A 23484-nucleotide genomic window follows, 5' to 3' on the forward strand; every position below is an offset into this window, starting at 1 on the left:
GGGTATTCCGCAGAGAGGCCCGTCAGAGGAGGCCCCCATCAGAGAAGGCCCTCCAGAGAGGGCCCTAAGAGAAGGCCCATCAGGGGCGGCACAGCGCTACGCGCGGGGGTGCTCTGGACCTGACGCCGGTGTACGCCCGGGGTGGGGTATGTCGAGCTGGACATGGCGGGCGGCCAGCCGTCACGACGCCCCGTCAGCGGGCGAACTCCGCGAGCAGGGTTTTGCAGAAGGCATCCAGATCGCCGGGTCTGCGGCTGGTGACGAGGGTGTTGTCGGCCTGGGTGCAGACGACGACCTGCTTGTCGACCCACGTGCCGCCGGCGTTGCGGATGTCGGTGCGCAGACTGGGCCAGGAGGTGAGGGTGCGGCCGCGGACCACGCCGGCCTCGATCAGGGTCCAGGGAGCGTGGCAGATGGCGGCGACCGGTTTGCCGGCCTCGAAGAAGGACGCGGTGAAGGAGACGGCGCCCTTGTCCATACGGAGGGCGTCGGGGTTGGCCACGCCGCCGGGGAGGACCAGGGCGTCGAAGTCGGCGGCCGACGCGGCGTCCACGGTCAGGTCGACGGGGAAGCTGTCAGCCCGGTCGAGGTGGTGGAACGTCTGGATCCGGCCCGACCTGGTGGAGACCAGCGTGGGGGTGCCGCCCGCGGTGATGACCGCCTGCCAGGGCCTGGTCAGCTCGACCTGCTCGGTGCCCTCGGGGGCCACCAGAAACGCCACCTGCATGGTGCGCTCACTTCCCTTCAGCTGGGCGGTTCCCGTCAGCCCACCGGCCGGAGGGCCGAACGGGCCGGAAGGCGCCGGAAACACCGGAAGACACCGGTAGACACCGGAAGACACCAGCCGGTCAGCGGGACATGTCCCTACCGACCGACCATAACGGGAGGAAGGGGGCGGCTCATCCGCTGGTGCGCAGCGCCCCCGGGCAGCCCGCGCCGCGCCGCTCGCCCCCGCGGCTCAGGCGCGCGAGGCCGCGGCCGCCGGCCCGTCCGCTTCGGCTCCCTCCAGCTCGCGCTCGCTCGCGGTGACCGCCGCCGCCTCCGCCGCCAGGTCGAGGTTGCGGGTGAGCAGGTAGTAGAGGCCGCCGCCGACCAGCAGACCGGGCACGAAGGACAGGTCCGCGCCGCCCAGCGCCTCGGCGACCGGGCCGGTGTAGAAGGACGTGGCGAAGAACGGGATCATCGCGGCGAAGCCCGCGGCGTAGGCGGCGATGCCGCGCCAGGACCAGCGGCCGTAGATGCCGGACGGGTCGAAGAGGGCGGTGACCGCGTAGTGGCCGCGCCGGACCCAGTAGAAGTCGACGAGGTTGACCGCCGTCCACGGGATCAGGAAGTAAAGCATCATCAGCACGAAGGTGTTGAAGCTCTCCAGGTAGTTCTCCGGCAGCAGCATCGCCACAGTGAAGACGATCAGGCCGACGGCCACGATGCCGGCGATCCGGATCCGGACGGTCGGCCTGACCGCGCGGAAGGCGTCGATCGCGCTGGTGGTGGTGAGCATCGCGCCGTAGGCGTTGACGGCCATGATGCCGACCAGGGCGACGGAGGAGACGACCACCGCGAAGGTGCCGAAGCCGGGGACGATCGCGTTGCCGACCTGGCGGATGCTACTGATCGCGTCCGGGTGCGGCAGCGCCGAGGCGAGCAGGGCGCCCAGCGACATCAGCCAGGCGGCAGAACCGGCCGCGCCCGCGTAGGTCCACCAGATGACCCTGCGCGCGGAGACGTCGCGGGGCAGGTAGCGGGAGTAGTCCGAGACGTAGACGGCGTAGCTGATCTGGTAGCCGGCCGCGGCGGAGAAGACGACCAGGAAGGACGTCCAGGAGCCGTGCGAGTGCGCGGCGTGCCCGGCGGCGGCCGCGGAGTGCGGGTCGAGCCGGGTCAGCACGCCGACGGTCAGCACGCCGAAGACCGCGATCAGCACATAGGTGAGCCAGCGCTGGACGAGGTGCAGCAGGTCGTGGCCGACGACGGCGAGCAGGAGGGCGACGCCGATGATCAGCGCGTACCAGAGGGTGGTACCGCCGGAGAAGACGGTCCGCAGGCCCTGGGCGGCCAGGACGACGTTGAAGACGTTGAAGCCGACGTAGACGAAGACCACGGCGGCGAACGGGACGATGGCGCCGCGGATGCCGAACTGGGCCCGCGACTGGATCATCTGCGGCAGGCCCATCCGGGGGCCCTGGTTGGCGTGGAACGCCATGAAGAAGGTGCCGAAGCAGGCGCCGAGGACGACGGCGGCCACGGAGGCGGGCAGGCTCAGGCCGAGGGCCGGGCCGAGGAAGCCGGTGACCATCGTGGTCGGCACGAAGTTGCCGGTGAACCAGAAGGGGCCCTGGTGCCACACCTTCCCGTGCCGTTCGCGGACCGGGACGTAGTCGATGGAGCGGACTTCGATCATGCGGGAGCCGCGCCCCGCGCTCGTTCCTTCCATGGGTACCGCGGGGTCCATGGTCACTCCTCGGGCGTGGCGACGGGGGTGTACGGGGCGGTCCGCGGGCGGCCGCCGTGGGGCGGCGGTTTCCGCGGTGGTGTGAACCTGGATGGCGTGGTGTGAACCTACGTGAACCTAGGCGCCCGCCCGCAAGGCACTCGATCGCCCGACCGTCCACCCCACGGATATGTGGTGGACACTATGTCCATGCCGTTGCGTATCTCGGACCTGCTGGCCCGGCCCGGGCTGCATCTGGCGCTCGCCTACGACGTGCCGCCTGAGCTGCTCTCCCGCACCGTCGACGCGGCGACCGTCTCCGATCTGCTGGTCCCGGGGAAGTGGCTGCAGGGCGGCGAGCTGCTGATGACGATCGGGCTGCTGCTGCCGATGGAGCCGGCGGCCTGCCGGGCCTACGTCCGGGACGTGGCCGGGGGCGGTGCGGCCTGCCTGGCGCTCGGGCTGGGGCAGGGGCTGCCGTATCAGGAGGCACCGGAGCCGCTGGTCACGGCGGCGAAGGAGGCGGGGCTGCCGCTGCTGACGGTGCCGGACGAGGTGCCGTTCATCGCGGTCACCAAGGCGGTCTTCGACGCCCGGGCCGCCGAGCAACGCGAGGTGCTGCAGCGGGCTTTCGCCACCCAGCGCCGGCTGACCGCGGCCGCGGCGACCAGCGACGGGCTGCAGCCGATGCTGGTGGAGTGGACGGCGGCCACCGGGGTCGGCGCCACGGTCCTCGATCCGCTGGGGAGGCAGCTGGCGACCGCCGAGCAGGAGCCGCGGACACCGCCGGAGCACGCCCGTGACCTGGTCGAACGGGTCACCGCACGGGGGCTGCGGGGCAGTGCGACCAGTACCGCCGGCGGCCGTCAGCTGGAGGTGCAGCCGCTCGGCGCCCGCCGGCTGCGCGGTCTGCTGCTGCTCGCCGGCCGCCCGGACGACGCCGCCCGCTCGGTGATCCCGGGACTGATCTCGCTGCTCTCCCTGGAGCTGGAGCGACGCCATCTGCGCGACGAGCCGGAGCGCCGCCGGCGGTCGGCGCTGCTGTCGGAGCTGCTGGCGGACGAGGACCTGACGGCGGACCGGGCCCGGGACATGCTGGCCTCGGTGGGGCTGTCCGCGGAGCGGGTGCGGGCGGTCGTCGTGGAGGCCGCGCCGGCCACGGGACCACAGGGCGCGGGCGGCGCCGCCGCGCCGTCCGGGCTGCCGGAGGGCGCGGCCCAGGAGATGGCGGCCGATCTGGCGTTGGCGATGCCCGGCGGGCTGGTGCGGGTGACCCCGACCGGCGGGCCGGATTCCGGGCCGGCACCGGTGATCGAGGCAGTGGTCGGCGAGGAGCTGGACATCCACGCGGTGCTCGCCCGGTTCGCGCCGGGCTGCCCGGCGGGCATCGGACCGGCCACCGCGCCGGAGGCCGTAAGGGTGTCGCTGCGGCAGGCGACGGGGCTGCTGGCGGTCAGCCGGACCGGCGGGGCGCCCGCGGAGGCCCGGCAGAGCGAGGCCGCCCGACTTCTGCTGGAGCTGGGCGACCGCCGGACGCTGCACGGCTACGCCGACACCGTGCTCGGCCCGCTGGACCTCGCCGACGGCGGTGCGGAACTGATCGCCACCCTCGCCGCCTGGTTGGAGACCGGCGGCGCCTGGGACGCCACCAGCCGCCGGCTCGGCGTCCACCGGCACACCGTGCGCAACCGCCTGGACAAGGCGATGGGCCTCACCGGGCGCCGCCTCGACGACCCCGACGACCGCTTCGACCTGTGGCTGGCGACCCGTATCCGACGCGGTGACCGCTTCCCCGGCGGCCGTTGACGACCGGGCGCCCGGGTGCGCGCCGGCGGCCCGCCGCCCCACCGCCCTGAGCCCGGCGGACTCTCGGCACACCCTCCGGATCACCCTCCGGATCACGGACGGCGCTTCACCTTTCCCCCGGTCAGCGTCTTTACTGCTGAGGTGACCTACGAGATCCGCACCTTCGCCCCCGGCGCCGAGTACGCCACCGCCGGGCCGGCCCCCGCCTCGCGCGCGGGCCGGCTGGTGGCCGTCAGCGACCTGCACGTCCGGTACGACGAGAACCGCGACATCGTCGAGCAGTTACGGCCGGAGTCCGACGACGACTGGCTGCTGGTCGCCGGCGACGTCGGGGAGCAGACCGACGACATCCGCTGGGCGCTGACCCTGCTGAGCAGCCGGTTCGCCAAGGTGGTGTGGGTGCCCGGCAACCACGAGCTGTGGACCCCCGCCAACGACCCGGTCCAGCTGCGCGGGGTGGCCCGCTACGAGCATCTGCTGGAGATCTGCCGGGAGTTGGGGGTGGTGACGCCCGAGGACCCCTATCCGGTCTGGGAGGGCGCCGGCGGCCCGGTCGTCATCGCGCCGCTCTTCCTGCTCTACGACTACTCCTTCCGGATGCCCGGCGCGGCCTCCAAGGAGGAGGCCCTGAAGATCGCCGAGCAGGCCGGAGTCGTCTGCACCGACGAGTACTTCCTGCACCCCGACCCCTATCCGTCCCGCGAGGCGTGGTGTCGCGCCCGGGTGGCGGAGACCGAGGCCCGGCTGGCGGCGCTCCCGGAGGACCTGCCGACCGTCCTGATCAACCACTGGCCGCTGGTCCGCGAGCCCACCAGGCCGCTGTGGTACCCGGAGTTCGCCCTGTGGTGCGGGACGGAGGCCACCGCCGACTGGCCCCGCCGGTTCCGCGCCGCCACGGTGGTCTACGGCCATCTCCACATCCCGCGGTTGCTGCTGTGCGACGGAGTGCCCCATCAGGAGGTGTCGCTCGGCTACCCTCGCGAATGGCGGCGCCGCTCCGGTTCCCCCGGCCGCCCGGTCCAGATCCTGCCCCTTGCGACCACCGGAGTGCCCGCGTGATCGAGAAGCTGCTGCCCGCACCGATATCCACCGCCGAGTCGTTCGCCGACGACCCCGTCTCGGAGATGTATCCCGAGGAGTTCGAGCTGGTCGCCAACGCGGTGCCCAACCGGCAGCGGGAGTTCGGGACGGTGCGCAACTGCGCCCGCCGGGCCCTGGGGGCGTTCGGCATCGACCCGGCGCCCGTGCTGCCCGGCCCCGGCCGCGCCCCGCGCTGGCCGGACGGCATCGTCGGCGCGATGACCCACTGCACCGGCTACCGCGGCGCCGCGGTGGCCCGGGCCCGGGACGTCCGCTCCCTGGGTGTGGACGCCGAACCCCACGCCCCCATCGAGGACCTCGGGGTCGTCGACCTGGTGACGCTCCCCGAGGAGCGCGCCCAGATCTCCCAACTCACCGTGCACCAGCCGGAGATCTGCTGGACGCGGCTGATCTTCAGCGCCAAGGAGAGCGTCTACAAGGCGTGGTATCCGCTCACCGGCCGCTGGCTGGGCTTCGAGGACGCCCACCTCACCCTCGACCCGACCGACGCCACCTTCACCGCCCGCCTGCTGGTGCCGGGCCCGGTGGTGGACGGCCGCCGCCTCGACACGTTCAGCGGCCGGTGGCTGATCGGGGCGGGGCTGGTGATGACGGCGGTGACGGTGCCGGGAACGGTCTGACCGGCAGCCCGCTTCGACCGCCTCTCCCGCGCGGGTACCCCTTTCGGGCAGCCACCGGGACTCCCTGGACTCCCTGACACCCCCCGATACCCCCGCGCGCCCCTGGTGCCCCGCCGAGCGGGGTCCAGCGGCCGGCCCGCCGTCGCAGGCGGTGCCGGCCGCCGCCGTCAGGGACCACCACGGGACTCGGCGCGTCCCTGAGCGGCGGCATCGTCTTTTCCATTAACCTCCACTAACCGTATGAAGTCGATCAATTACTGATCGCATCCGATCGCATCCGGTCAACTTTCGGAGAAGACATGCGCAAGCTTCGCAAGGCTGCCGTCGTCGTAGCCGTTTTCGGCAGCGTCGGACTCCTCGGCGCCGGTACCTCCTACGCCGGCACCGACGCGGGCGGCCACTCCGGCCACCCCGAGCCGGTCCGGCAGACCACCCACCGGCAGCAGGCGAGCCCCCACACCATCCGCCACCAGACGAGCCGCAGCGGCATCATCGTGCGGCAGGAGCCGCCCCGCTACATCATCGTGCGGCAGCAGCCGAGCCGCACCATCATCGTCCGGCACCGGCCGAGCCGCAGCACCGTGATGCGGCAGCAGACGACCGTCATCAACGGCCAGCCGCAGCAGCAGACCGCCCCCCAGCAGGCGGCTCCCGCCCCCGCCCAACCGCAGCAGGCCGCCCCCCAGCCGCAGCAGCAGGCGAGCCCCAGCACCGCCCCCCGGCAGCAGAGCAACCGCGGGCGCCACGAGGGCGGCCACGTCCTCGTCCTCCGGCAGAGCTCGGCGTGCGGGACGTACGACAAGAACGTCGACGTGTTCGGCGAGGTCGGGGTCGCGAACGGCTGGCTGCCGCTGCACCGGTGGCATGACCGGCGGGGCGACCAGCACGTCCGGATCGGCACGTCGATGGGGTGCAACAACGTCGCCCACCTGTAACGCGCCGGCCCGAAGGGGCCCGCGGTGGATGTCTCCACCCCCTGAAACCCGGATGCCCGCGCCTTGCCACCAGGACGCGGGCATCCGCATGCTCAACCCGCGCCGGGCGTCAGCCGCAACGAGATCGAGTTGATGCAGTACCGCTGGTCCGTGGGTGTCGGGTAGCCCTCGCCCTCGAAGACGTGGCCGAGGTGGGAGCCGCAGCGGGCGCAGCGGACCTCGGTGCGGACCATGCCGTGACTGCGGTCCTCCAGGAGCTCGACGGCGGCGGAGTCCTTGGGGTCGTAGAAGGACGGCCAGCCGCAGTGGCTCTCGAACTTGGTGTCGGAGCGGAACAGCTCGGCGCCGCAGGCGCGGCAGGAGTAGACGCCGGTGGTCCTGGTGTCGGTGTACTCGCCGACGAAGGCGGGCTCGGTGCCGCCCTGGCGCAGGACGTGGTACTCGGCCGGGGTCAGCTCGGCGCGCCACTGGTCGTCGGGCTTGTCGATCTCGTAGGTCATCGAGGGGCCTCCTCAGCTCATGCGCCCAGGCGGGACAGGATGGCGGGGCCGAGGTCGGTCACATCGCCCGCGCCCATGGTGAGAACAAGGTCACCGGGCCGGGCCATTCCGGCGATCAGGTCCGGGATCGCGCTCTTGTCGGCCTCGGGGGTGACCTCGGCGCCGGCGGCGCGGGCGGCGTCGGTGATCAGGGCGCTGGTGACGCCGGGGATCGGGTCCTCGCGGGCCGGGTAGATGTCCAGGACGACGGAGGCGTCGGCGAGGGCGAGCGCCTGGCCCATCTCGGTGCCCAGCTCCTGGGTGCGGGAGTAGAGGTGGGGCTGGAAGACGACGAGGATGCGGCCGCCGGACTCGGCGGTGGCGCTGCGGATGGCCTCCAGGTCGGCGGTCATCTCGGTGGGGTGGTGGGCGTAGGAGTCGATGACCTGGACGCCGGCGGCCTCGCCCTTGAGCTGGAGGCGGCGCTTGACGCCGGTGTACTTGCCGAGGGCGTCGGCGAGTTGGTGCGGCGGGAGGTCGAGGGCGACGCCGGCGGCCAGGGCGGCGACGGCGTTGCTCGCGTAGTGCCGGCCGGGGACCGAGACGGTGAAGGTGAGGATCTTGCCGCTGGTGAGGGTGACGGTGACGTCGCTGGCCAGGCCGTGCGGGGTGATCTGGAGGATGCGGACGTCGGCGTCCTTGGCCTCGCCGTAGGTGACGATCTCGATGTCGTCGCGGCCGGCGAGGCGGGCGGTCAGCTCACGGGCGCCGGGATGGTCGGCGGAGATGACCAGGGTGCCGCCGGGGCGGATGCGGTCGGCGAAGGTCTCGAACGAGGCGTAGATCTCGTCCATCGAGGCGTAGTTGGCGTGGTGGTCCAGCTCGACGTTGAGGACGATGGCGACCTCGGGGGCGTACTTGTGGAAGCTGCGGTCGCTCTCGTCGGCCTCGGCGACGAAGATCCGGCCGGTGCCGTGCTCGGCGTTGGAGCCGGGGGCGTCGAGATCGCCGCCGATGGCGTACGACGGCTTGAGGCCGAGGGCGCCGAGGGAGACGGCGAGCATGGACGTGGTGGTGGTCTTGCCGTGGGTGCCGGCGACGGCGATGGGGCGCAGGCCGTCCATGAGCGCGGCGAGGGCGTCGGAGCGGTGGATGACGGGGATGCCGCGCTGCTGGGCGGCGGCCAGCTCGGGGTTGTCCGGGCGGATGGCGGAGGAGACCACGACGCTGGTGGCGCCGGCGGCGAGGTGCTCGGCGGCGTGGCCGATGTGGACGGTGGCGCCCAGCTCGCGCAGGGCCGCGGCCGTCGCGGAGTCCTTGGCGTCGCTGCCCGCCACCTCGGCGCCGCGCTGCGCGAGGATCTTCGCGATGCCCGACATGCCGGCGCCGCCGATGCCGATGAAGTGCGGCCGTTCCATCGAGGCTGGGATGGCGGGTGCCATGGGTGGGTCTCCCTGATCGTCGAGCGGGCGTGCTGGTCGTGCGGGTGGTGCCGGCCGCGCGTGGGGCCTGCTGCCGACGATTCTCGCACCCGGCACCGACAGCGGGGGTCCGTGACCCCGCGGGGGTGCGCGTCCCGGCGCCCGGCGGGCCGCTCAGCGGCGGATCAGGCCCTGCGCGGTGGCGGCGGCGACCGCTGCGGTACGGGAGTCGACCCCCAACTTTGAGTAAATGTGGACAAGGTGGGACTTGACGGTCGCCTGGCTGAGGAAGAGCCGCTTGCTGATCGCCGCGTTGGAGAGGCCGTCGGCGACGAGCTGGAGGACCTCGGTCTCGCGGCGGGAGAGCGCGGTGGCGGGCGTCCGCATCCGGTCCATCAGGCGCAGCGCGACGGTCGGGGCGAGCGCGGACTTCCCGGCCGCGGCGGCCCGCACCGCGGCGGCCAGCTCTTCCGGCGGGGCGTCCTTGAGGAGGTAGCCGGTGGCGCCGGCCTCGATGGCGGCGAGGATGTCGGCGTCGCTGTCGTAGGTGGTCAGGATCAGCACACGGGGCGCACCGGGGCGGGCGGTGATCTCGGCGGTGGCCTGCGAGCCCAGCATCCGGCCGCCGAACTGGAGGTCCATGAGGACCACGTCGACGTCCAGGCGGGCGGCCAGTTCCACGGCCTCCTCGGCGGTGGGCACGTCGGCGGCCACCTCGAAGTCCGGCTCGGTCTCCAGGACGGCGCGCAGCCCGGCCCGTACGACGGGGTGGTCGTCGGCGAGCAGCAGGCGGACGGGCGCGGCAGACGCAGCAGGCCCAGCAGACGCGGTCACGGGGCGGCCCCTTCGTCGGGCTCGTCGGGAACGGCGGACGGGTCGGGGCAGGGCAGGGTGACGGCGAGCGCGGTGCCCTCCCCGGGGGCGGACTCGACGGCGAGGGTGCCCTGGAGGGCGCGGGCACGGGCCCTCATCGCGGCCAGCCCGAAGCCGGAGTCGCCGGCCGGCGCGGAGCCGGGCGGCGGGACGTCGGCGGGCACGAACCCGGCGCCGTCGTCGACGACGTCCAGGGCGACCTCGGTGTCCATGTAGCTGAGGGTCAGCTCGACGCGGCGGGCGGCGGCGTGCTGGACGGTGTTGGCGAGCGCGGACTGGGCGATGCGCAGCAGGGCGACCTCGTGCGGGGTGGGCAGCGGGGCGGGGGCGCCGGAGACCTGGCAGTGCACGGCCAGCCCGGAGGTGCGGGCGGTGGCCGCGCACAGCCGCTCCAGGGCGGCCGGCAGCGAGCCGGCCTCCAGGTCGGGCGGGCTCAGCGCGCGGACGAAGCGGCGCGCCTCGGCGAGGTTGTCGACGGCGGCGGTGCGGGCCTGCCGGATGTGGTCCAGGGCCGTCTCCGGCCGCCTCGGTACGGCCCGCTCGGCGGCCCGGAGCAGCAGCTGGATGCTGGAGAGGCCCTGGGCGAGGGTGTCGTGGATCTCGCGGGCCAGCCGCTCCCGCTCGGCGAGGACGCCGGCGGCCCGTTCCGCGGCGGCCAGTTCACTGCGGGCCGCGGTGAGCTCCTCGATGAGACGGCGGCGCTGCTCGCTCTCCCGGTAGAGGGCCTGGTAGCCGAGGACGACGGCGATGGCGACCGCGGCGCCCAGGACGGGGCCGATGACCGTGCCGACACTGAGGGCGCCGGTGTGCCAGGCGAAGCCGGCGATGGCGACGGCCGTGCTGGCCGCGACGGCGGGCAGCGCCGCGCGCAGCGGCAGCAGGTGCAGCTGGACGAAGAAGAGCGGGAAGGCCAGCCAGACGCCGTCCGGGGTGAGCGCCAGCAGCACCAGCCAGACGGCGGCCACGGCGGCGAGCCAGAGCGCGGCGGCGCGGGCGGAGCCGCGCACCCGGGGCAGGAAGGGCCCGAGGACGTAGAGGGCCAGCAGGACCACGGCGGTGGCGAGGACGGCGGGGGCGGCGGGCGCGCCGGCCGCCAGTGCGCGTACGGCGGCGAGCGCGAGCAGCGCGGCCACCATCAGATGGAGGCACAGGCGCAGCGCGCGCAGGACGGGGGTGAGGGTGTGGTCGGTCCTGGCTTCTTCGGTCACGGCCTCTCCAGGCTACGGGCCGGTACCGGGGCCGGCATCAATCGAAAGGTGGAGCGCGGGCGTCCAAAGGTGGAGGCCGGACCGCATCCTTCGGCGGCGGTGAACCACTCCTGGGCGCGATGCCCGGCGCCCCTCCGGCGGGCGACGGTGGGGTCAGCCGCCGGGCAGTGGGCCCGGCACCGAGCCGAGGATGGCCGCGCCGGTGTTCGTCGCCTGGAGAGACCTGAGATTCGCCAAGGGCCGGTTCGCCCTGATGGGGACCGTCGTCACGCTGATCACGGTGCTGGTGGGGCTGCTGTCCGGCCTGACGGCGGGGCTGGGCCGGGAGAACACCTCGGCGATCACCGCGCTCCCCGCCGACCACCTGGTCTTCGCCGCGCCCGCCGGGGACGGCAAGCCGTCGTTCACCGACTCCCGGCTCCCGGAGCGGACGGTGCGGGAGTGGGCCCGGGTGCCGGGTGTGCGCGGCGCGGACCCGCTGGGGATCGCGACCACCAAGGCCGAGGGGGCCGGCGGGAGGTCGGCGGCGGTGTCGGTGTTCGGGGTGCGGCCCGGTTCGCGCCTGGCGCCGTCCGCGGGCCCGGCCGCCGACGGCACGGTGGTGCTGTCGGAGAAGGCCGCCGACAAGCTCGGGGTGCGGGCCGGCGACCGGGTCGCGCTGGGCGGCCGGAAGCTCGCCGTGACGGCGGTGTCGGGGGCCGCGATGTACAGCCACACCCCGGTGGTGTGGACCTCCCTGGACGACTGGCACCGGCTGTCCGGCGGCCCCGGCGGCGCGGACTCCGGGGGCGCGACGGTGCTCGCCCTGTCCACCACCGGGACGGACGGTCTGGCCGCCGCGGACCGGCGGCTGGGCACCCGTACGGTGGCCGCCGCGGACGCCCTGGCGGCGATCGGTTCCTACAGCGCCGAGAACGGCTCGCTGCAGCTGATGCGCGGCTTCCTGTTCGCGATCTCCGCGCTGGTCATCGGGGCATTCTTCACGGTCTGGACGATCCAGCGCAGCGGCGACGTCGCGGTCCTCAAGGCACTCGGCGCCTCGACCCGCTATCTGTTGCGGGACGCCCTGGGCCAGGCCGTCGTCCTGCTGGTGGCCGGCACCGCCCTGGGGACGGCGGTGGCGGCCGGGGTGGGCGCCGCGGTGGGCGGGACCGTGCCGTTCGTCCTCGACCCGTCCACCGTGCTGGTCCCGGCGCTGGTCATGATCGCGCTGGGTGCCGTGGGCGCCGCGCTGTCCATCCGCCGCATCACCTCCGTCGACCCGCTGACCGCCCTGGGAAGTGCCCGATGAGCCTCGAACTGACCGATGTCACCCTCACCTACCCCGACGGCGACACCCGGCTGACCGCACTGGACGCGGTCTCGCTGACGGTGCCGGCGGGCAGCCTGACGGCGGTGGTCGGGCCGTCCGGGTCCGGCAAGTCCAGCCTGCTGGCGGTCGCCGCGACGCTGATCCGGCCGGACCGCGGCCGGGTGGTGGTCGACGGCCGGGACACCGCGGGCCTGAGCCGCGCCGAGCTGACGGCGCTGCGCCGCACCACCATCGGGACGGTCTTCCAGCAGCCGAACCTGCTGCCGGCGCTGACGGCGGCCGAGCAGCTCCAGGTGATGGCCCATCTGGACGGCCGCCCGCCCCGTACGGCGCGGTCCCGGGCGCGGGAGCTGCTGGCGGCGGTGGGCCTGGCGGAGCAGGCGGACCGGCGGCCGCACCAGCTCTCGGGCGGCCAGCGGCAGCGGGTCAACATCGCCCGGGCGCTGATGAACGAGCCCGCGGTGCTGCTGGTCGACGAGCCGACCAGCGCGCTGGACCACGAGCGGGGCGCCGCGGTCCTCGCCCTGCTGACCGAGCTGACCCACGCGCGCGGCACCGCGACGGTCCTGGTCACCCACGACCGGTCCCACCTGGACGCGGTGGACGCGGTGGCGGAGGTCCTGGACGGCCGGCTGACCTCGGTGGCGGGCGCCGGGGTGTGAGCCGGTACGGGACGGGCGGGACACCGGCCGTCCCGTACACCTGCCGGGCCCGGGCTCCCGGTGTTCTGTCCACAACCTCCGCCCCTCCCCGGACAGCACACCTGCTCGTCACACCTACTCGTCGCGGTGCGAGAAGGTGGGGAACAGGCCGGACGGACCGCCCGTCTTCCCCTTGGAGGGGCCGCTCGCCTTGGAGGGACCGCTCGCCCGCTTTCCCGGCTTCCCGGCCTCCGGGGCGGCCTCCTCCGTCGCCTCCTTGCCGCGCTCCTCGTCACGGGTCCGGCCCTCGTCGCGGCCGCGTTCCCGTTCGTCGCCCGGTTCCCGTCCCCGCTGCTCCGCCATGACGGCCCCTTTCCTCTCTGCGCCGGTCCTCGGCTGTCGGATACGGCCCGCCACGGGCCGCTTTCTGACCAGGAACGCACCGATCGGTGGCGGCGGCGGGCCGGAGCTGGCCCGTTCGGGTGGCGGGCCGACGCGGGGGTGACGTGGCCAGGGCGCTTCTGACGGATCTCCGTGGACGCCGCGGAGATCCGTCAGAAGCGCCCTAGGGGACCGCGTCAGGCGCCGCCGGACTGCCGCGGCTGGTCGTCGGCGGCGTGCGAGAACAGCTTCAGGACCGGGACGCCGACCTTGTGGCGGGCCCGGGAGGCCCAGTCGCGGTGGAAGAACTCCTCGACGAAGTGCGGGGCGGTCAGCACGATCACCTCGTCCGCGCCGGTCTCGTCGACGACCGACTTCAGCAGGTCCAGCGGATGGTCCTCGACCACCTGCCCGACCGCCTCGGCGCCGGCTGCGCGCAGAGCCTGCAGGGTGTGCGAGAGCCCCTGCTCGGCGGGGAGCACGGCGTTCGTCCCGCCCGGCTCCTCGCCCTCCCGCACCGCGTCCTCGAACTCCCCGAGCGCGACGTCGTCGATGGCCCGCAGCAGGACGTCCTGTTTACCGCGCGGTTGCATGAGGACCACGAAGGAGACCGGATCGTCCCCGTGCAGAGTGGTGACGAACTCCACGTCGGCGGGCGTCAGAGGCTTCTCGATCATCAATACGCTCGTGAACACGACGGACGCCCTTCTTCTCTTCCGGCACCGCTGTCACGGCACCCACAGAAACCATCCTGCCCCGTCGCCACACGGGACCTGTCGGCTTTTAGTGTGCCCAACGGAAGCTAAGCGGAACAGGCAATTCCGCACGCTCTTTTGAGCACCGGCAGCACGCTCAGAACCGGCGGTAACGGGTGAACAGGAACCCGGCCTCCTCCAGTACGGACACCAGCGCGAACCGCTCCGGCACGGCCACCGCGGGTCCGTCCATGATCCGCTGCGCACCGCCCACCGCCACCACCGGGGAGAGCGAGAGACACATCTCGTCCAGTGCCCCGGCCGCCGCGAACTGCCCCAGCAGGCGCGGCCCGCCCTCGGACAGCAGCCGGGTGTGGCCCCGCTCGGCCAGCGCCCCCGGGACACGCGCCGGGTCGACGCCGAGCCCCTCGCCGGCGAAGAGCACCTCGGCGCCGGCCGCGCGGGCCGCCCGCACCCGCTCCTCGGGGGCGCCGGTGCCGGTCACCACCAGGGTGGGCACCAGCGGCTCGGTGAACAGCGGCAGGGCGAAGTCCAGGTCCAGGCTCGCGCTCACCACGGCGATGGCGGGCGCCGGGGCCTGCCCGGCGGCGGCCCGCCGCCCGGTGAACGCGGCCCGCGCGCGGGCCGGCCGGTAGCCCTCCCGCCGGACCGTTTCCGCGCCCACCACGACCGCGTCCGCGAGCGCCCGCAACACCCCGAAGATCCGCATGTCGGCGTCCCCGGAAAGCGGCTGCGAACGGCCCTCGTGGTGCGCCGCGCCGTCCAGGGAGGACACCATGTTGGCGCGCAGCCAGCCGGGGCGGCCGGAGCGCACCGGATCGTCCGCCGCCGGGTACGCGTAGGCCGCGGCCAGCTCGTCCAGCGTCCACTCGCGGTCGGCGGTGGCGTCGGGACCCGCGTCCGGGCCGGTTTCCAGGCCGGTTTCCGGGGACGGGACGGTCGCGGTCGGGAGGGGGAACAGGCGTCGCATGGGCGCAGTGTGACATGCCTCGCTCACCGGGTCGGGTGGTACCGCACAGCGACTAGGCTGGACGGCTGTGTCACCTTCCCAGCCCTCGTCCTCTTCCGCGCCCACCCCGATAGCCGGGCCCCCGGCCGACGGGGACGGCACCGCGGCGCCCACCGCGCTCACCTCCCGCGCACCGCACGTCCCGGCCGAGCGCCTGGTCGCCGAGATGGTGCCGCCGCCGCGCTTCCAGGGGGCCCGCTTCGACACCTACCTCCCGGACCCGAACCAGCCCAGCCAGGCCGAGGCGGTGCGGGTCCTGCGGACGTTCGCCGCCGGCATCGACGGCGGGGCGGACGCGGGCGGCGGGAAGCGCCGCTGGTTCTCCCGGGGGCCGAAGAAGGCCGCGGCCCCCAAGGGGCCGCGCGGGGTCTATCTGGACGGCGGCTACGGCGTCGGCAAGACCCACCTGCTGGCCTCCCTCTGGCACGCCACCCCGGCCGCGCCGGAGCTCAAGGCGTTCGGCACCTTCGTCGAGCTGACCAACCTGGTCGGCGCGCTCGGCTTCCAGCAGACCGTGCGGACGCTCAGCGGCCACCGGCTGCTGTGCATCGACGAGTTCGAGCTGGACGACCCCGGCGACACGGTGCTGGTCTCCACCCTGCTGGGCAAGCTGGTGGAGGCGGGCGTCGCGCTGGCCGCCACCTCCAACACGCTGCCCGGCAAGCTCGGCGAGGGCCGGTTCGCGGCCGCCGACTTCCTGCGCGAGATCCAGGGCCTGAGCGCCCACTTCCGCCCCCTGCGGATCGACGGCGAGGACTACCGCCACCGGGGACTGCCCGAGGCGCCCGCCCCGTTCGACGAGGAGACGGTGACCCGCGCGGCACACCGCACCCCCGGTGCCTCGCTGGACGACTTCCCGTCCCTGCTGGGGCACCTGTCGACGGTGCACCCCAGCCGGTACGGCGCGATGTGCGACGGCATATCGGCGGTCTGCCTCACCGACGTCCAGGCGGTGCCGGACCAGTCCACCGCGCTGCGCCTGGTGGTGCTCGCCGACCGGCTCTACGACCGCGAGGTGCCTGTGCTGGCCGCCGGCAAGCCCTTCGACGAGCTGTTCAGCGACGAGATGCTGCGCGGCGGCTACCGCAAGAAGTACTTCCGGGCGATATCCCGGCTGACCGCGCTGGCCAGGGACGCCAAGACGCTGGCGGCGTAGGCCGCACCGGACGTACCCCGCGGCGGCCGCCGCGATTGTCAGCCCGAGCAGGCCGTCCGCTGGGCCTCCTGCCACTCGCAGACCGGGCAGCGGACGATCCCCGGGCGGGCGGCCGGGTACTCCGTCGGGCGGCCGCACTCGACGCAGTCGGCGCGGGGCGCGACCGCGCCGGGGACGGCGGACGGGTCCCGGTCGGCCGGACCCCGGTCGGGGGCGGCGGGCGTCTCGGACACGGAGTGCGGGTCGGTGGACGGCATGGGGCGAGGGTACGCCGCGTCCTGATGGGCCGGTCAGCCGCGTCGCCCGGTGAGCGCGCAGGCCAGGGCCGTCGCCGCGGAGGCGAGCAGCGCCGCGGCGGCGAGCGGCAGCCAGGGCACGGTGACGGTGCCGTGCTCGGAGCCGGTGATCATCCCGGTCAGCGCGGCGTTGGCGGGCGACGCCCCCAGGACGAGGACCAGCAGCGCGGCGACCAGCCCCGTCGGGACGCCCCAGCCGGGGCGGCGCAGCACCGGCCAGGAGCACAGCGCGCCGACCCCGACGCCCAGCAGCAGGCAGACCAGCTGGGTCAGCAGCCCGGCGGCGGTCGCGGGCAGCACCGGGACGGCGACCCGGTGGCCGTTCGAGTACGGGTCGGAGAGCAGCGCGACGAAGGCGGTCCCGGCGAGCGCCAGGAGCAGTGCGGCGCCGGCCGCGGTCAGCAGGGCGGCGAGGTGCACCCGGCCCGGTCCCGCGGCGGCCGCGGTGCAACTCCGGGCGGCGGGCGGCTCGTTGGCGACGCAGATCCGGGCCAGCCAGACGGTGACCGGCAGCAGCCCGCCGGCGGCGTAGCCGTACGCGTCGAGGATCGGGCCGCCGGTCTGTACACCGATGGCGAGGAAGGCCGCGTGGACGAGGAGCGGCGGCAGCCAGCGGTACGAACCGGCGAGCAGCGCCGCCTGGTAGCGGACCAGGGCGGGCAGGGAGGCGGTCATGGGCGGGGCGCTCCTCCGGGGGCGGGCGTGCCGGTGGCCGGTGTTCCGGGGCCGGGCGGCTCGGCGGCGGCGACCGCGCGGATGTGCCAGGGCGGGCGCGCGGTGAGCAGGGCGCGTAGCAGGGCGTCGGAATGGGTGGCCGGGACGGTCAGCCGGAGGGCGCCATCGGGGCCGGGGGCGAGGTGCAGTGCGCCAGGGAGGCCGGCCGGCGGCGGGCTGCCCGGCGGGCCCGCCGCCTCGACGACGGTCCACGGCTCCGGGTCGGGCGCGGCCCCGTCCACCGGGTCGGCGGCCGCCGCGGACTCCTGGGGCAGCAGCCGGCCGTCGGCGACGCGGTAGCGGGCGTCCGCGGCCCCGGCGAGCCGCTGCGGGTCGTGGTCGACGAAGACGACGGTGCCGCCGGCGGCGACCCGCTCGCCGACCGCGCGGTCGAGGACCTCGCGGGCGGCCGGGTCCAGACCGGTCCACGCCTCGTCCAGGACGAGGAGTTCGGGCTCGGCGATCAGCGCCTGGGCGACCGCGACCTTCTGGCTGGTCCCCTTGGAGAGTTCGGCCAGCGGGGTGCGGGCATGTTCGGAGGCGCCGAAGCGGGTCAGCCACTCGGCGGCCCGGCCGGCGGCCTCCGGTGTCCGCAGGCCGTGGACGCGGCCGAGGTGGGTGAGGTAGCCGGCGGCGGTGAACGGCAGGGCGGCCGGGAACCGTTCGGGTACGTAGGCGGTGCGCGGGCAGCCGGTGATCCGGCCGGTGGTGGGCCGGTCGATGCCGGCGAGCAGCCGCAGCAGCGTGGACTTCCCGGTGCCGTTGGTCCCCTCGACGCGCAGCAGCGCGCCCGCCGGCACGTCGAGCCGCACCTCGCGCAGCACCCAGGGGCCGCGCAGCCCGTAGCGCCGTCCGACTCCGTCCAGCCGCATCCGCTGCGCACTCGGCCCCGGCATGGGCGGCACCTCCCCCGCTGCTCCGCTTCCCCGGCGGGGTCGACGGTAACGCGGCACGGGGCGCGCCGGGTTGGCCGGGGGCGCGTGCGGCGACCGCGGGCGCGCGCGGGGCGATGTCGGTGGCGGCTGGCAGACTGATCGGGTGACCAGTACCGAGACCGCCGGCCCGGCCGGCGAGCACAGCCGGCCCACCCGGATCGACGACCACGACCGCCCGCCGGCCGCCCGCGAGGAGACCGCGGAGCAGGCCGCAGAACCGGCTGCGGAGCGGGCGGAGACGGCACCGGAGTACGTGCTGCCGCTGGTGGTGCGCCTGGAGCGGGACGCCCCGCCGGCGCGCACCGACGCGCTGGAGACGGCGGCGCGGGCGGTGCTGGTGCTGCTCTCCGACGAGCGGGCCGTCGGCGCGGGCGAGTGGGCCCCGGTGGTGCGCGCCTGGCAGGACTCCCGGATACGGAAGGTGGTGCGGCGGGCGCGCGGCGCGGAGTGGCGGCGGGCCGCCGCGCTGCCCGGCATCACGGTCACCGGCCGCGCGGCCGAGGTGCGGGTCTTCCCGCCGGTGCCGCTGGACGGCTGGCCGAAGGAGCTGGCGCGGCTCCAGGTCTCCGGCACCGAGCTGGACGATCCCGGCGCCCCCGCGCGGCCGGCGGACGGCGTGCCGGTGCTGTGGCTCAATCCCGCGCTGGAGATGTCGGCGGGCAAGGCGATGGCGCAGGCCGGGCACGGCGCGCAGCTGGCGTGGTGGGGGCTGTCCGCGGCGGAGCGGGAGTCCTGGCGGGCGGCGGGCTTCCCGCTGGCGGTGCGGACGGCGGAGCCCGCGGCGTGGGCGGCGCTGACCGCCGGCGGACTGCCCGTGGTGCGGGATGCCGGCTTCACGGAGATCCCCAGCGGTTCGTGCACGGTGGTCGCCGACCACCCGGCGCTGCGCGGCTCCTCTCTGCCGTCCGCCCGCTGACGGGGCGGGCCGGTTGCCCGTCCCCCGGCGGAGGCGCCGTCCGCGGCGGGACCTACCGTGTGCCCATGCTGACCTCGCGGTGCTGGGCGTGCTGTGGCTGGGCGGAGTGACGCCGGCGGTGCACCGGGCGCGGGCGGTCCTGCAGCGTCCACGGGTGCGACGGCGGCTGGACCAGGCCACCGGCGGGGTGCTGGTGGCGCTGGGCGCGGCGGTCGGGTTCGAGGTGGCCCGCTGAGACCCGGCCGGAGGCGGCGGCCGGTCCGGGCGGTGCCGATCAAAGCTCAGAGCAACCTCTGAACCGCGCCGCCGGGCGATTGACCGGGTCGCGCGGGGTGAGGAGTACCCGGACCGAGGAGAACGACAAGAGAACGACAAGGGGGGACCATGCGGCACTTGGGGACGGGCATCGGCTGGCGGCCGGAGATCGCCGCGGAGATCGCCGCACTGCCCGGGGTGGACTGGGTGGAGGTGGTGGCCGAGAACGTCTGCCCGGGCCATCTCCCGGACGCCCTGCGGGAGTTGCGGGAGCGTGGCACGACGGTGGTGCCGCACGGTGTCTCGCTGGGGCTCGGCGGCGCGGACCGGCCGGACGCCGGGCGGCTGGCGGCGCTCGCCGAGCGGGCCACCGCGCTGGACGCCCCGTTGGTCACCGAGCATCTCGCGTTCGTCCGCGCGGGCGGCCCGCTGACCGCGTCGCCGGTGATGGAGGCCGGGCACCTGCTGCCCGTGCCGCGCACCCGGGACGCGCTCGACGTGCTGTGCGAGAACGTCCGGATCGCCCAGGACGCGCTCCCGGTGCCGCTGGCCCTGGAGAACATCGCCGCGCTGTTCTCCTGGCCAGGCGAGGAGATGACCGAGGGGCGCTTCCTGTCGGAGCTGGTCGAGCGCACCGGGGTCCGGCTGCTGATCGACGTCGCCAACCTCCACACCAACCACGTCAACCGCGGCGAGGACCCGGCCGCGGCGCTCGACGAGCTGCCGGTGGAGGCGATCGCCTACGTCCATGTCGCCGGCGGCGTCGAGCGGGACGGGGTGTGGCACGACAGCCACGCGCACCCGGTGACCCGGCCGGTCCTGGACGTCCTCGCGGAGCTGTGCGCCCGGGTCGATCCGCCCGGGGTGCTGCTGGAGCGCGACGACGACTTCCCCGAGGGCGCGGCGCTGGCCGGTGAACTCGACGCGATCCGCGCGGTGGTGGAGGGGGCCCGCCATGGCGCGGCGGCCTGAGGCGCGGGACACCGGTCCGGCCCGGGAACGGCTGGCGCTGGCGCAGGCGGCGCTGCTGTCGGCGCTGGTGGCCGGGACGCCCGCCCCGGAGGGCTTCGACCGGGCCCGGCTGCGGGTGCAGAGCCGGGCGCTGGCCGCCAAGCGGGCCTCGGTGGTCGCCAAGGTCGCGCCCGAGCTTCCGGAGATCCTCGGCGACGGCTACCGTCCGGCCTTCCTCGGTTACGCCCGCAACCGCCCCATGGGCGGCGGCTACCGCCAGGACGCCCTGGACTTCGCGGCGTTCCTCCTGGCCCGGGAGGAACCCGCGGACCCGGTGGCGCGGCAGCGGCTGGCCCGCTGGTGGCGCGACCGGGCCGGGCCGCGGCCGCCGTCCTCGGGCCCCGCGGCGCGCCTCGCACGGGCCGCCGCCCGGCGCGCCGAGTCCCTGCGGCGCGCCCTGCACCGCACCTGACGCAGCAGCTGACGGGCCGTCCGTTCCCTGTCTGTTCACGTCCGCCGACGTGAAGCGGCGGCCCGCTGCCGCGCGTTGGGCGGCACCGGCCGCCTCGGGCAAGATGTCCGCATCGTGAGAAAGCTCATGGCGGCGGCGACCGCCGTCCCGTAGAACCTCCGCCATGTGGCTCCTTTTCCTCCTGCTCGCCTGGGCCGCGGCGGTCGCCTCCTGCGTCCGGGTCTGCCGCGCGGCGGTCGTCGCGGGGCACGCCCTGCACCGCGCCCAGGGCACGCCGCCGGACGCCGGTCCGGCCCCCGACGCCGCCCCCGCCGGGCTGACCCTGTACGAGACGGCGTACCTCTCCGGCGGCCCGCACCGGCTCGCCGACGTGGTGCTCGTCCTGATGGCCCAGCAACGGCGGCTGCACCTGGCCCACACCGGCTGGGCCACGGTCGTCGACCCGGTCGGCAAGGACCCCGTCGAGCGCGCCGCGCTCACCGCCATAGGCCCGGAGGGACAGCGGCGCATACCGGCCGTGCGGCGCGCCCTGTCCGGTGCGGACGCGGTCCACGGGCTGGCCGACCGCCTGGTGCGCGCCGGTCTCGCGGCACCCGCCGCGGTCCGTACGGGGGTCGGCGCCGCCGTCCGCCAGGTGCGGGCCGCCGCCCTGGTGGTGCTGCTGGCCGCCGGCGCGACGTATTGGGCGGCGCCGTCCGGCCAGGTGGACCGGCTGGTGCTGGCGTGGTTCGCGCTGCCGCTGATCCTCACCCTCGGCACCTGGATCGTCGCCCGTGCCGAGGCTCACCCGTACACCGGCTGGGCCACCGACGCCGGCGCGGCACGGCTGCGCCAGGAGCACCACGGCCCACGGAAGCGGCGGCCGGGCCGGGCCCCGGCCGGGCTGACGGGGCTGGCGCTGTTCGGGCCCGCCGTGCTCACCGATCCCGGTTTGCGCGAGGCGCTCCACTCTTCCGGGGCATAGCGTCCGACACCGCCGTACGGTGCTTTACTTTGCCACCAGTTGGCCCAACTATCCCTTTTGTATGCCCACCGTGCGACCCAGTGCAGCGAGCCCCTCACGGAGCCCCGCACCGCGCACCACGCACCATACGAAGGGACGGCTCGTGAGAGCACTTGCGTTGTACGGCGCCCTCGGGTCGCTGGTCCTGACCGGCCTCGCCACCGCACCGGCCGGCGGCGCCGTCCGGGACCCGTCGGCGCCGCCCGCCCCCGTCCACCCCCTCACTTTCGGCCGGTGCGCGGCCGTGGAACACCTCCCGTCGTCGATCGAGTGCGGCACCCTCACCGTGCCGCTCGACTACGCGCGCCCCAACGGCAAGAAGATCAAGCTGACGGTCAGCCGGGCCCGGGCCGCCGCGCCCGGCGAGCGCCAGGGCGCCCTGGTCTTCAACCCCGGCGGCCCCGGCGCCTCCAGCCTGCAGTTCCCCCTCTACGGCATGCTGCCCACCTGGCGCCGGACCGCCCGCGCCTACGACTTCGTCGGCTACGCGCCGCGCGGGGTGGGGCACAGCGCGCCGCTGTCCTGCGAGGACCCCAAGGACTTCGCCAAGGCCCCCACGGACAGCCCGCGGTACCCCAGCGAGTCCTTCAAGCGGAAGAAGGTGGCGGAGGCCAAGGCGTACGCCCACGGCTGCGCCCAGCGGGCCGGCGCCGACCTGCCGTTCTACAACTCGGTCAACAACGCCCGGGATCTGGACATGCTGCGGGCGGCGCTCGGCGAGAAGAAGCTGACGTTCATGGGCGCGTCCTACGGGACGTACTTCGGCGCGGTCTACGCGACGCTGTTCCCGGGCCATGTCCGCCGGATGGTCTTCGACAGCGTGGTCAACCCCGCCCCCCAGCAGATCTGGTACCGCAACAACCTCGACCAGAGCGTCGCCTTCGAACGCCGCTGGCACGACTGGCTGAACTGGGTCGCCAAGCACGACGCCACCTACCACCTGGGGGCCGACCAGGAGGCCGTGCAGCGCTCGTACGACACCGTCGTCAGGCGGCTGCGGCGGGAGCCGGCCAACGGCCGGATCGGCCCCGGCCAGCTGCAGGCGGCGTTCCTCAAGACCGGCTACAACGACGCGTTCTGGCCGATGCGCGCGGAGGCGCTGTCGAAGTACCTGCGCGGTGACGCCCAGCTGCTGCTCGCCCAGGCACTGCCCTCCCCCGACGCCGCGGGCGAGGAGAACGCCAACGCCGTCTACACCGCCGTCGAGTGCAACGACGCGGCCTGGCCGCGCGACTGGCGCGTCTGGGACCGGGACAACACCTCCCTCGCCCGCACCGCGCCGTTCGAGACCTGGGACAACGTCTGGATGAACCTGCCGTGTGCGTTCTGGCCGAACCACCGGCAGTCGGCGGCGGCCGACGTCGAGGAGGCGATCCGCGGCACCGCCCACCGGGCCGCCAGGGGCGCACCGGCCGCCGGCGCGCTGGCCGACGCCTCCCGGCACGCCGCCGCCACCGCCCTGGACTCCGCGCTGGGCCCGCGCGGCCCGCTGGACGTCCGCACCGAGCCCGGCGCGCTGCCGCCGGTGCTGCTGCTGGCCGCCGAGCGGGACGCGGCCACGCCGTACCCGGGGGCGCTGGAGCTGCAGCGGCGGCTGCCCGGTTCGTCGCTGGTCACCGAGCGGAACGCGGGCACCCACGGCATCGCGCTGGGCGACAACGCCTGTGTCAACACCCACGTCGAGGCGTATCTGCTGCGCGGGAAGGTGCCCGGGCACCGGGCGTACTGCGCCCCGCGCGCCGAGCCGGTGCCGGGGCAGCCGATCCAGCGGGCCAAGCAGGCGCTGGTGCAGCAGATGAAGGTGAAGGGGCGGTAGGAGCGCCGCCGCCCCGGTGCACGCGTACGGGCCGTCC

23 protein-coding genes and 1 pseudogene are annotated in these 23484 nt (G+C 74.9%); 12 read left to right on the plus strand and 12 right to left on the minus strand.

Features of this window, described 5'->3' with window-relative positions; translation table 11 throughout:
- Positions 1 to 193: 193 nt before the first annotated feature.
- Together ACRAS8_RS08450 and ACRAS8_RS08455 are read right to left on the minus strand one after the other, a co-directional pair.
- On the minus strand, positions 194 to 727 hold the full coding sequence (locus tag ACRAS8_RS08450; protein ID WP_438485331.1) for a type 1 glutamine amidotransferase domain-containing protein: 534 nt from the start codon (positions 725 to 727) through the stop codon (positions 194 to 196).
- Positions 728 to 958: 231 nt separating this feature from the next.
- On the minus strand, positions 959 to 2452 hold the full coding sequence (locus ACRAS8_RS08455) for a purine-cytosine permease family protein (protein ID WP_438485332.1): 1494 nt from the start codon (positions 2450 to 2452) through the stop codon (positions 959 to 961).
- A gap of 189 nt (positions 2453 to 2641) precedes the next feature.
- Here ACRAS8_RS08455 and ACRAS8_RS08460 point away from each other — a divergent pair, with 189 nt between their 5' ends.
- The 4 genes from ACRAS8_RS08460 (at position 2642) to ACRAS8_RS08475 (ending at position 6893) form a co-directional block, all read left to right on the plus strand.
- A complete protein-coding gene (locus tag ACRAS8_RS08460) occupies positions 2642 to 4237 on the plus strand; it encodes a PucR family transcriptional regulator (protein ID WP_438485333.1) in 1596 nt (531 codons plus the stop codon).
- A 141-nt stretch (positions 4238 to 4378) separates the two neighbouring features.
- Complete coding sequence (locus tag ACRAS8_RS08465) at positions 4379 to 5296, plus strand: metallophosphoesterase family protein (protein WP_438485334.1); 918 nt, start codon at positions 4379 to 4381, stop codon at positions 5294 to 5296.
- The gene (locus tag ACRAS8_RS08470; protein WP_438485335.1) at positions 5293 to 5958 is read left to right on the plus strand and encodes a 4'-phosphopantetheinyl transferase family protein; all 666 of its coding nucleotides are present in this window, start codon (positions 5293 to 5295) and stop codon (positions 5956 to 5958) included. Before ACRAS8_RS08465 ends, ACRAS8_RS08470 begins: the two co-directional genes overlap by 4 nt.
- Before the next feature lie 299 nt (positions 5959 to 6257).
- Complete coding sequence (locus ACRAS8_RS08475; RefSeq protein ID WP_438485336.1) at positions 6258 to 6893, plus strand: hypothetical protein; 636 nt, start codon at positions 6258 to 6260, stop codon at positions 6891 to 6893.
- A gap of 92 nt (positions 6894 to 6985) precedes the next feature.
- On the opposite strand, the gene msrB is transcribed toward ACRAS8_RS08475, so the two are convergent.
- The 4 genes from msrB to ACRAS8_RS08495 all read right to left on the minus strand — a co-directional run bounded on the left by msrB (position 6986) and on the right by ACRAS8_RS08495 (position 10874).
- Positions 6986 to 7393 (minus strand): peptide-methionine (R)-S-oxide reductase MsrB, encoded by a 408-nt coding sequence (gene msrB, locus ACRAS8_RS08480; RefSeq protein WP_438485337.1) that lies wholly within the window; start codon positions 7391 to 7393, stop codon positions 6986 to 6988.
- A gap of 17 nt (positions 7394 to 7410) precedes the next feature.
- On the minus strand, positions 7411 to 8814 hold the full coding sequence (murC, locus tag ACRAS8_RS08485) for a UDP-N-acetylmuramate--L-alanine ligase (protein WP_438485338.1): 1404 nt from the start codon (positions 8812 to 8814) through the stop codon (positions 7411 to 7413).
- A gap of 153 nt (positions 8815 to 8967) precedes the next feature.
- The gene (locus tag ACRAS8_RS08490; RefSeq protein ID WP_438485339.1) at positions 8968 to 9627 is read right to left on the minus strand and encodes a response regulator; all 660 of its coding nucleotides are present in this window, start codon (positions 9625 to 9627) and stop codon (positions 8968 to 8970) included.
- On the minus strand, positions 9624 to 10874 hold the full coding sequence (locus ACRAS8_RS08495) for a sensor histidine kinase (RefSeq protein WP_438485340.1): 1251 nt from the start codon (positions 10872 to 10874) through the stop codon (positions 9624 to 9626). The genes ACRAS8_RS08490 and ACRAS8_RS08495 overlap by 4 nt, the downstream gene beginning before the upstream one ends.
- 202 nt (positions 10875 to 11076) lie before the next feature.
- Between ACRAS8_RS08495 and ACRAS8_RS08500 the strand changes: the two genes are divergently transcribed.
- Positions 11077 to 12165, plus strand: coding sequence for an ABC transporter permease (locus ACRAS8_RS08500; RefSeq protein ID WP_438490387.1), 1089 nt, complete (start codon positions 11077 to 11079; stop codon positions 12163 to 12165).
- The gene (locus ACRAS8_RS08505) at positions 12162 to 12848 is read left to right on the plus strand and encodes an ABC transporter ATP-binding protein (RefSeq protein WP_438485341.1); all 687 of its coding nucleotides are present in this window, start codon (positions 12162 to 12164) and stop codon (positions 12846 to 12848) included. The genes ACRAS8_RS08500 and ACRAS8_RS08505 overlap by 4 nt, the downstream gene beginning before the upstream one ends.
- 114 nt (positions 12849 to 12962) lie before the next feature.
- On the opposite strand, the gene ACRAS8_RS08510 is transcribed toward ACRAS8_RS08505, so the two are convergent.
- The 3 genes from ACRAS8_RS08510 to ACRAS8_RS08520 form a co-directional block, all read right to left on the minus strand.
- Positions 12963 to 13190 carry a hypothetical protein gene (locus tag ACRAS8_RS08510; RefSeq protein ID WP_438485342.1) on the minus strand — a complete coding sequence of 76 codons (228 nt, stop codon included), beginning with the start codon at positions 13188 to 13190 and terminating at the stop codon, positions 12963 to 12965.
- A gap of 215 nt (positions 13191 to 13405) precedes the next feature.
- Positions 13406 to 13903 (minus strand): indole-3-glycerol phosphate synthase, encoded by a 498-nt coding sequence (locus ACRAS8_RS08515; RefSeq protein ID WP_438485343.1) that lies wholly within the window; start codon positions 13901 to 13903, stop codon positions 13406 to 13408.
- Between the two features lie 157 nt (positions 13904 to 14060).
- On the minus strand, positions 14061 to 14894 hold the full coding sequence (locus ACRAS8_RS08520) for a pyrimidine reductase family protein (protein ID WP_438485344.1): 834 nt from the start codon (positions 14892 to 14894) through the stop codon (positions 14061 to 14063).
- Between the two features lie 67 nt (positions 14895 to 14961).
- Here ACRAS8_RS08520 and zapE point away from each other — a divergent pair, with 67 nt between their 5' ends.
- On the plus strand, positions 14962 to 16089 hold the full coding sequence (gene zapE / locus ACRAS8_RS08525; protein ID WP_438485345.1) for a cell division protein ZapE: 1128 nt from the start codon (positions 14962 to 14964) through the stop codon (positions 16087 to 16089).
- A gap of 38 nt (positions 16090 to 16127) precedes the next feature.
- On the opposite strand, the gene ACRAS8_RS08530 is transcribed toward zapE, so the two are convergent.
- Genes ACRAS8_RS08530 through ACRAS8_RS08540 form a run of 3 tightly spaced genes read right to left on the minus strand, consistent with a single transcriptional unit; the run spans position 16128 to position 17971 of the window.
- Complete coding sequence (locus tag ACRAS8_RS08530; protein WP_438485346.1) at positions 16128 to 16346, minus strand: hypothetical protein; 219 nt, start codon at positions 16344 to 16346, stop codon at positions 16128 to 16130.
- Positions 16347 to 16379: 33 nt separating this feature from the next.
- Entirely contained in the window at positions 16380 to 17060 is a 681-nt protein-coding gene (locus tag ACRAS8_RS08535; protein WP_438485347.1) for an ABC transporter, read from the minus strand.
- Positions 17057 to 17971, minus strand: a complete 915-nt coding sequence (locus ACRAS8_RS08540; RefSeq protein WP_438490388.1) for an ATP-binding cassette domain-containing protein — start codon at positions 17969 to 17971, stop codon at positions 17057 to 17059. The genes ACRAS8_RS08535 and ACRAS8_RS08540 overlap by 4 nt, the downstream gene beginning before the upstream one ends.
- A gap of 166 nt (positions 17972 to 18137) precedes the next feature.
- On the opposite strand from ACRAS8_RS08540, the gene ACRAS8_RS08545 reads away from it, so the two are divergent.
- From ACRAS8_RS08545 to ACRAS8_RS08565, 5 genes and pseudogenes are all read left to right on the plus strand, one after another.
- Positions 18138 to 18950, plus strand: coding sequence for a peptidyl-tRNA hydrolase (locus ACRAS8_RS08545; RefSeq protein WP_438485348.1), 813 nt, complete (start codon positions 18138 to 18140; stop codon positions 18948 to 18950).
- Between the two features lie 79 nt (positions 18951 to 19029).
- A complete protein-coding gene (locus tag ACRAS8_RS08550; RefSeq protein WP_438485349.1) occupies positions 19030 to 19185 on the plus strand; it encodes a hypothetical protein in 156 nt (51 codons plus the stop codon).
- A 149-nt stretch (positions 19186 to 19334) separates the two neighbouring features.
- Positions 19335 to 20628 (plus strand): annotated as a pseudogene (locus ACRAS8_RS08555) (DUF692 domain-containing protein).
- A gap of 163 nt (positions 20629 to 20791) precedes the next feature.
- Positions 20792 to 21592 carry a TIGR04222 domain-containing membrane protein gene (locus ACRAS8_RS08560; protein ID WP_438485350.1) on the plus strand — a complete coding sequence of 267 codons (801 nt, stop codon included), beginning with the start codon at positions 20792 to 20794 and terminating at the stop codon, positions 21590 to 21592.
- Positions 21593 to 21734: 142 nt separating this feature from the next.
- A complete protein-coding gene (locus ACRAS8_RS08565) occupies positions 21735 to 23447 on the plus strand; it encodes an alpha/beta hydrolase (protein ID WP_438485351.1) in 1713 nt (570 codons plus the stop codon).
- Positions 23448 to 23484 lie beyond the last annotated feature (37 nt).

It is taken from the genome of Streptomyces sp. S186, from assembly GCF_051603415.1.
GTDB lineage: Bacteria > Actinomycetota > Actinomycetes > Streptomycetales > Streptomycetaceae > Streptomyces.

Excerpts from the sequence above, each read along its gene's own strand:
- ACRAS8_RS08450 (WP_438485331.1), bottom strand. The coding sequence starts at position 727 with ATGCAGGTGGCGTTTCTGGTGGCCCCCGAGGGCACCGAGCAGGTCGAG.
- ACRAS8_RS08455 (WP_438485332.1), bottom strand. The coding sequence starts at position 2,452 with ATGGACCCCGCGGTACCCATGGAAGGAACGAGCGCGGGGCGCGGCTCC.
- ACRAS8_RS08460 (WP_438485333.1), top strand. The coding sequence starts at position 2,642 with ATGCCGTTGCGTATCTCGGACCTGCTGGCCCGGCCCGGGCTGCATCTG.
- ACRAS8_RS08475 (WP_438485336.1), top strand. The coding sequence starts at position 6,258 with ATGCGCAAGCTTCGCAAGGCTGCCGTCGTCGTAGCCGTTTTCGGCAGC.
- msrB (WP_438485337.1), bottom strand. The coding sequence starts at position 7,393 with ATGACCTACGAGATCGACAAGCCCGACGACCAGTGGCGCGCCGAGCTG.
- murC (WP_438485338.1), bottom strand. The coding sequence starts at position 8,814 with ATGGCACCCGCCATCCCAGCCTCGATGGAACGGCCGCACTTCATCGGC.
- ACRAS8_RS08505 (WP_438485341.1), top strand. The coding sequence starts at position 12,162 with ATGAGCCTCGAACTGACCGATGTCACCCTCACCTACCCCGACGGCGAC.
- ACRAS8_RS08510 (WP_438485342.1), bottom strand. The coding sequence starts at position 13,190 with ATGGCGGAGCAGCGGGGACGGGAACCGGGCGACGAACGGGAACGCGGC.
- ACRAS8_RS08520 (WP_438485344.1), bottom strand. The coding sequence starts at position 14,894 with ATGCGACGCCTGTTCCCCCTCCCGACCGCGACCGTCCCGTCCCCGGAA.
- ACRAS8_RS08530 (WP_438485346.1), bottom strand. The coding sequence starts at position 16,346 with ATGCCGTCCACCGACCCGCACTCCGTGTCCGAGACGCCCGCCGCCCCC.
- ACRAS8_RS08535 (WP_438485347.1), bottom strand. The coding sequence starts at position 17,060 with ATGACCGCCTCCCTGCCCGCCCTGGTCCGCTACCAGGCGGCGCTGCTC.
- ACRAS8_RS08540 (WP_438490388.1), bottom strand. The coding sequence starts at position 17,971 with ATGCGGCTGGACGGAGTCGGACGGCGCTACGGGCTGCGCGGCCCCTGG.
- ACRAS8_RS08560 (WP_438485350.1), top strand. The coding sequence starts at position 20,792 with ATGTGGCTCCTTTTCCTCCTGCTCGCCTGGGCCGCGGCGGTCGCCTCC.